This is a genomic window from Pseudomonas guariconensis (genome assembly GCF_024127895.1).
Classification (GTDB): domain Bacteria; phylum Pseudomonadota; class Gammaproteobacteria; order Pseudomonadales; family Pseudomonadaceae; genus Aquipseudomonas; species Aquipseudomonas guariconensis_B.
This window is the reverse complement of the sequence record NZ_JAMYBK010000050.1, coordinates 1-5,517: the sequence shown is the minus strand read 5'-3', so window position 1 is coordinate 5,517 and position 5,517 is coordinate 1. Positions and strand designations below refer to the sequence as shown.

Sequence of the window (5,517 nt, the reverse complement as noted above, 5' to 3'; positions counted from 1 at the left end):
GGCAGTTATTGAGCACTGCAGGATAGGTGTGTCTGTAGCGCGCAAGAACCAGGGAAAAGCCCTGGTTTTGATGCGATTGAGGCCTGAAAAATCGGCCTTGCGGCGTCGACATGTTACTTATCGCGGGCTTGGGGAAACTTGTTCGGAGAATCCCTAGCTATGATGTTTTTCGTTGAGACTATGTTGGAGGATTGCAGTCTGGATATATATGTCGGTGGTAGTTCCGTGAAGGAGGAGTAGAATTCGGCCCGGTAATCGTAATTCGATTCCTTGTCTGGAACGTATTGCCAATCATTAATTAATAAAAGTAGATTTGCAGATTTCTGATTTTTGCTGATATGGTGTTCTGCGAGCTGCACGCCTAGATGCCAAGAATACGACGGAAATATCCCTATCCGACTTCGAATTTTTTCTTTCAAGGGTGTGCTGTTAATGTCTTCAAATATACCAGGGACAAGCTTGTTTTTCTGGTTGTCATAGAAGAGCATGAAATGGCCAGCCATAATATGGAGGTCGTGAAATTTTTCATTTTCTACAAAGTCGTGGATTTTTGTGAGTAGTTCTGCTTCGCTAAATACGAAGATTTCATTTGATGTAATATTGGGCATCTATTTTTCTCTTATGTGGTAGTGCTGAATGTGAATTGGTATTGCTTGTTTATATTGAAAATGAATTTTTAATGTCTTTGATTAGATCGTATGGGTCTTCCAGCCCTAAATAGAACCTTACGCAGCTGCCATTCAGGGAGAGCCGATTTGCTGAGGGCATGTCGGTCGTGTCCACGAGGTTGGCAAGACTTATCGTTCCACCCCATCCATAGCCAATTTTAATTATTTTTAATTGGTTTAGACGGGCTATCAACTCGTCTCGCGAGCAAGAAAATTGAACAGTTATGATGCTATTAAAACCACTATAGTTTTTTTCGTATAAATCGGATTTGGAGTTTTGGACGATAGGGTGTAGTACCCTTCTGGCAAGAGGTAGCGCTTTAAAGTGGTCAATCACTAGTCGTGTCGTATGCATTTGGAGTGTTAGGCGGGCGCCTAGCGTGCTTATAGAGCGAAGCGCTGCAGCACATGCATATGAACTTACATGATTGCCAATCAATGCAGAGGTTGTTTTAAGTATTGAAAATACGTCGTCGCGTTTCGTGATAAGGGCGCCCAGTGACACGCCTTCAGTGGCCGCGTGTGATTTGCTCATTGATACTAGGCTGACATCTGCTCCCAATTCAAGTGGGTGGTAAAATGTCGAGGCGGCCCAAGTATTGTCTACAGCAGTAATTGCCGGATGATTTTTGCATGATTCGATAATTGCTCTGCTGTCGATTATTTCATATGTGAAAGCGCCGGGGTTTTCCCAGATAATAACCTTTGTTTTTGGTTTTAGCTTTTTTCTTATCGAGAGAGCATCTTTTGGGGTGAAATACTCAATGTCGAGTCCATAGCTCTGAAAGTGACTTAGCAGCCACTGTGTTGTATAGATTATTGTGTCGCCAACTAGTATGTGATCTCCAGGTTTTGCTGTGGCTGATAGGAGCAAGTGAAACGCATTTTGGCCAGAGGCCGTCAATACTGAAAAATTACCTTTTTCAATCGCTGCCATGCGTGCTGCGAGCTGCCGGGTAGTTGGAGTGTCGACACCCCCATAGTAAAGTCCCTCGAATATCCGGCTGCTTGGTCGGGTAAGACTGTTGTTGTTGATCGAGGGCAGGTTGTCAAAATTCTCAACCACGTAGGTCGTGCTCTCCATTGGCGGCGTTTGTGCGGATTGAATATCTCCCAAAGAAAAAAGACCTATTTGAGCGAGATGGGTAAATTCTGGCTTATCCATTAATTGTCTCGAACTGGTTTAGAAGATCAATGATTTCTTGTACCTCAGCGAGTGAGGGGCGAGCTATACCGCATAGGGGATATTCGAGAGAGGCTTCACCAAAGTTATGAAATTGCTCAAGTAATTTCCCTTCTGGGGTGCCCCAGCGTAAGTAGTCTTCGGAAGCACTTCCAGGGTATCCCCTTAAAGGGTGCTGAACGGCCCAGTTTGTACTTATAGTTATGGGTTGGCCTACGTGGTCTCGTAAATTTATTAAATGTCTCAATAAGTCTAGGCGGCTGCTGTGTTGTTCACCTAGCCCGAATAGAAGTGCACAGCCACAGGAGATTTTGTTTTCGATTAGGAAGTTTAAAGCTTCGGAGAATCGCTCCTGCCATTTTTGTTTTTTACTATCAATGTCTTTGCTCATTCCGCCGATTTCTTGCGGATTTAGTGTTTCAAGTCCTACAAACACATATCGAAGCCCATTTTTTGCGAGTCGTCTTATGATGTCTTTCCTAGACAGGATCTGATCTATGGTGAATTGGCCGCCAAATACGATATCTAGAGGCCGATCCTCCATTAATTGACATAGCTGACTGATTGCCAGTGGGCTCCCACTAAGAAATGTTGAGTCTTCTACGAATGCGCTGGCGCCTCTATTGGGGTAGGCTTGGCTTATTGTGGAAAGGGTTTCTTCGAATTGTTTATAAATACGCCGGGGGGCACCTTTGATTTCCTGAATGCTCCCCGTCACACTTCGACGCTCGCTGCAGAATGAGCAATCATAAATGCATCCCGGCCCCGTATAGCTGAATACATGGGAAGTCATTCGCCCGCCAAAGACGCCGAAAGAGGCTGTGACTCCAAATACTCCTACTGCGGATGGTAAATCATCGTGTTTTAATCGAATACCATCGCTTACAACTGTTTTTTGAATGCAAGGAAAATCTGCGATCCAAAGTCCGGCAGTGCTCGTGGCCAAGTGGCGTGCGATAAACGCCGTAGCGAGATGTGTTGAGCGTACAAATATCTCACCAATTTCGACGATGAGTTTTTCGGCTTCTCCAGAAACGATGATATCGAAAACAGGCGGAATTTTATTTTCCCTTATAAGTCTCCCTGGAGAGGCTCGATGGTGTTTTACTAGTGAGGCTGCTCTGTGTTTTTCATTTGAAAGATAAATGGTTTCATTGATATGTCGTCCTCCCAGTACAACAAGTAGCTTGTTTCCTAGCATTTTTTTGGCGACCTTCGCGCATTCGATGGCGCCAGGCATGCACAGTGTCATTGCGCCAATGAGCAGGACATTGGGTTGCTCTGATATAAGCAAATCTTTGAAACGATCCATGTCATCCAGTGAGTACATAAGCAGAAAGTACTCTCTCGTCTTTCTACCTGACTCTCCCCAATTACTTTTTGCCCAAGCTCCTGTGCCTTTTTGAGCGAGGCTCGCAGCACACCTACATGCGTTGAAAAGGCTGACGGGATCACAGCTGTTCAAGGCTCTATCAGCCTTTGAGCCGCTGATACAGTCCGGTGCGGATACAGCGATTGCGCGGATCCGCTGGGTGACTTCATTGTCTAGGCGAGCATTTTCCGAAGGGCGCAAGGGCATGGCTTTCTCTTTTTCACCGACGGCAGCATTGCCGTTGTCTTTTTTGTTGGATATTGGATACAGTAGCCGACATCCTGAATTGGAGGCTGACTGAAATGAAACAAATTGTGATTGCGTTGGTTTTCGGGGGGAGGAGTGCAGAGCACGCCGTATCAGTGCGTTCTGCCTCTGTGATTCATGCGGCGCTGATGTCGTTGGGCCATCATGTGCACTGCGTGGGAATAGACCAAGAAGGTAATTGGCGATATCACGGGGACTCAAAGGATTTCCCGGCGGCGGTGGACCTTAACGCACCGGTTGTATCGATTCGACCTGGCCAGCGTACGATCATGTTTGTGGCGGACGATCACTCTGTGGTCGAAGTTAAGCTCGACTTGCTATTTCCGGCACTGCACGGTCGCTGGGGAGAGGATGGAACGATTCAAGGGTTGGCTGCGATGTGCAATCTGCCTTGTGTGGGGGCGGGGGTATTAGGTTCGGCGGTTTCTATGGACAAGGATGTAGCCAAACGGTTGATTCAGTCATCTGGAATCATCGTTGCGCCATGGGTGACTTTAAATACCATGCAATCATGGGAAGAACTGGTCGAGCGTCTAGGCAGTACCACTCTTTTTGTAAAGCCTGCATCGTCAGGTTCCTCCATCGGCGTGTCCAGAGTCAGCAGTGCTGAGGCATATGCGCAAGCCTTCGCAGTAGCGGCGCAGATGGATCATAAAATCTTGGTAGAGGCTGAAGTGTGTGGAAGAGAGATAGAGTGTGGTGTGTTGGAGCTTAAAGAGGGATTGGTTGTCTCTGAGTTGGGAGAGGTTATTCCTGGAGATGGCTATGATTATTACGACTATCAAGCAAAGTATGATGGCATTGGCGGGGCAAGCCTTTGCATACCAAGCTCTTTGTCATTGGAATTAATCGTGCGCATTCAGTCTCTATCTAAGCAAGTCTTTAGATGTCTAGATTTAAAAGGCTATGCTAGGATAGATTTTTTCTTGGCGAACGACAGTTCGATCATCCTCAATGAGGTCAATACCCTTCCAGGTTTCACGGATTCTAGCATGTATCCTAAGATGTTTGAGTATTCTGGGTATCCGCTGGCAAGGCTCGTTTCTGAACTTGTTAACTTTGCAATGACTTCGGAAATGAGAAGTTGCTTGTGAATTTCCCTAGCGTCGGCTGTTCAGGAATGAAACGATGGAGTCTCGCCCGTCCGCTAAATGGTTGGCTAAAAATTCTTTAGCGGCCTCTCGATTGCCTTGAGTGCAGGCATGCAGAATATTTTTATGATCTTGTTGAGATTTTTTATGATAATCCAAATTGGTCAGCAAAAATCGAAGGTGGCGATCCACTGAGTCGTGTAGCGACTTGATCAGTGCAAGCAAGCGGGGACGATTCGCTTTTGAGTAGAGGTGGCGGTGGAAACTCTCATTGAGCTCGCTGAGTAGATGTGGGTCTTCGGTATCTTCCATTGCGGATAGAATTCCGCGCATCTGTATCAAGTCGCTGTCAGCTATGTTGTCGAAACCAAAGTCTAGAGCCGTGCATTCTGCCATGATTCGCATGTCATAGATTTCGACAATATCGTCAATGGTCATGATAGCAACAGATGCGCCTTTATGTGGCTCATATATTACTAGACCTTCAGCTTCCAATTGTCGTATGGCATCTCGTATAGGCATTCGGCTCAAGCCGAATTTTGACGCAAGCTCGTCTTGACGCAGAGGCGTGCCTTCAGCTATCGCGCCAGAAAGTATGCCTTCGCGCAGTGATTCCAGAACAAAAGCCATTGCGGTCTTATGGCGATGCTTGTTAGGGACTATAAAGCTATCGAGAGAGGTGGCCAAAATGTTCTCCGAATTAAGCGAGGCTGGCGTAGCGGTGGCGAAGGTATCACAGAGTCTAGGGAGCTACCAGAATCGAAACTCTGCTGCTTTCGCTGGTCTTGAGTGTGCTGCTATGCGCGGAGAGGGTAAATCGCGGAATTGAACCGCCCCGGGTTTCGTGGAGGCCTCAACTCTTGAGAAGATGAGGCCATGAAAAAGACTACGACCTACTCCCCTGAAGTCCGTGAACGTGCCGTGCGCATGGTTCTG

Annotated in this window: 5 protein-coding genes; 1 reads left to right on the top strand and 4 read right to left on the bottom strand. The window is 46.7% G+C overall.

Going from position 1 to position 5,517, the window contains the following annotated elements; all coding sequences use genetic code 11:
* Positions 1-113: 113 nt before the first annotated feature.
* The 3 genes from NJF35_RS24360 to NJF35_RS24350 are packed head-to-tail and all read right to left on the bottom strand — an operon-like array spanning position 114 to position 3,430.
* Positions 114-608, bottom strand: a complete 495-nt coding sequence (locus NJF35_RS24360; protein ID WP_253091598.1) for an LPD16 domain-containing protein — start codon at positions 606-608, stop codon at positions 114-116.
* Between the two features lie 49 nt (positions 609-657).
* A complete protein-coding gene (locus NJF35_RS24355; protein WP_253081050.1) occupies positions 658-1,833 on the bottom strand; it encodes a PLP-dependent transferase in 1,176 nt (391 codons plus the stop codon).
* Entirely contained in the window at positions 1,826-3,430 is a 1,605-nt protein-coding gene (locus NJF35_RS24350) for a B12-binding domain/radical SAM domain-containing protein (RefSeq protein WP_253091597.1), read from the bottom strand. The genes NJF35_RS24355 and NJF35_RS24350 overlap by 8 nt, the downstream gene beginning before the upstream one ends.
* Before the next feature lie 95 nt (positions 3,431-3,525).
* Here NJF35_RS24350 and NJF35_RS24345 point away from each other — a divergent pair, with 95 nt between their 5' ends.
* A complete protein-coding gene (locus NJF35_RS24345) occupies positions 3,526-4,584 on the top strand; it encodes a D-alanine--D-alanine ligase family protein (protein ID WP_253081052.1) in 1,059 nt (352 codons plus the stop codon).
* Between the two features lie 6 nt (positions 4,585-4,590).
* Here NJF35_RS24345 and NJF35_RS24340 read toward each other — a convergent pair whose 3' ends face one another.
* Positions 4,591-5,211 (bottom strand): GntR family transcriptional regulator, encoded by a 621-nt coding sequence (locus tag NJF35_RS24340; RefSeq protein ID WP_253081053.1) that lies wholly within the window; start codon positions 5,209-5,211, stop codon positions 4,591-4,593.
* Positions 5,212-5,517: the final 306 nt, after the last annotated feature.

Bases quoted from the DNA above. Each gene is read 5' to 3' on its own strand.
- NJF35_RS24360 (WP_253091598.1), bottom strand. From the start codon at position 608: ATGCCCAATATTACATCAAATGAAATCTTCGTATTTAGCGAAGCAGAA.
- NJF35_RS24350 (WP_253091597.1), bottom strand. From the start codon at position 3,430: ATGCCCTTGCGCCCTTCGGAAAATGCTCGCCTAGACAATGAAGTCACC.
- NJF35_RS24355 (WP_253081050.1), bottom strand. From the start codon at position 1,833: ATGGATAAGCCAGAATTTACCCATCTCGCTCAAATAGGTCTTTTTTCT.
- NJF35_RS24340 (WP_253081053.1), bottom strand. From the start codon at position 5,211: ATGGCTTTTGTTCTGGAATCACTGCGCGAAGGCATACTTTCTGGCGCG.
- NJF35_RS24345 (WP_253081052.1), top strand. From the start codon at position 3,526: ATGAAACAAATTGTGATTGCGTTGGTTTTCGGGGGGAGGAGTGCAGAG.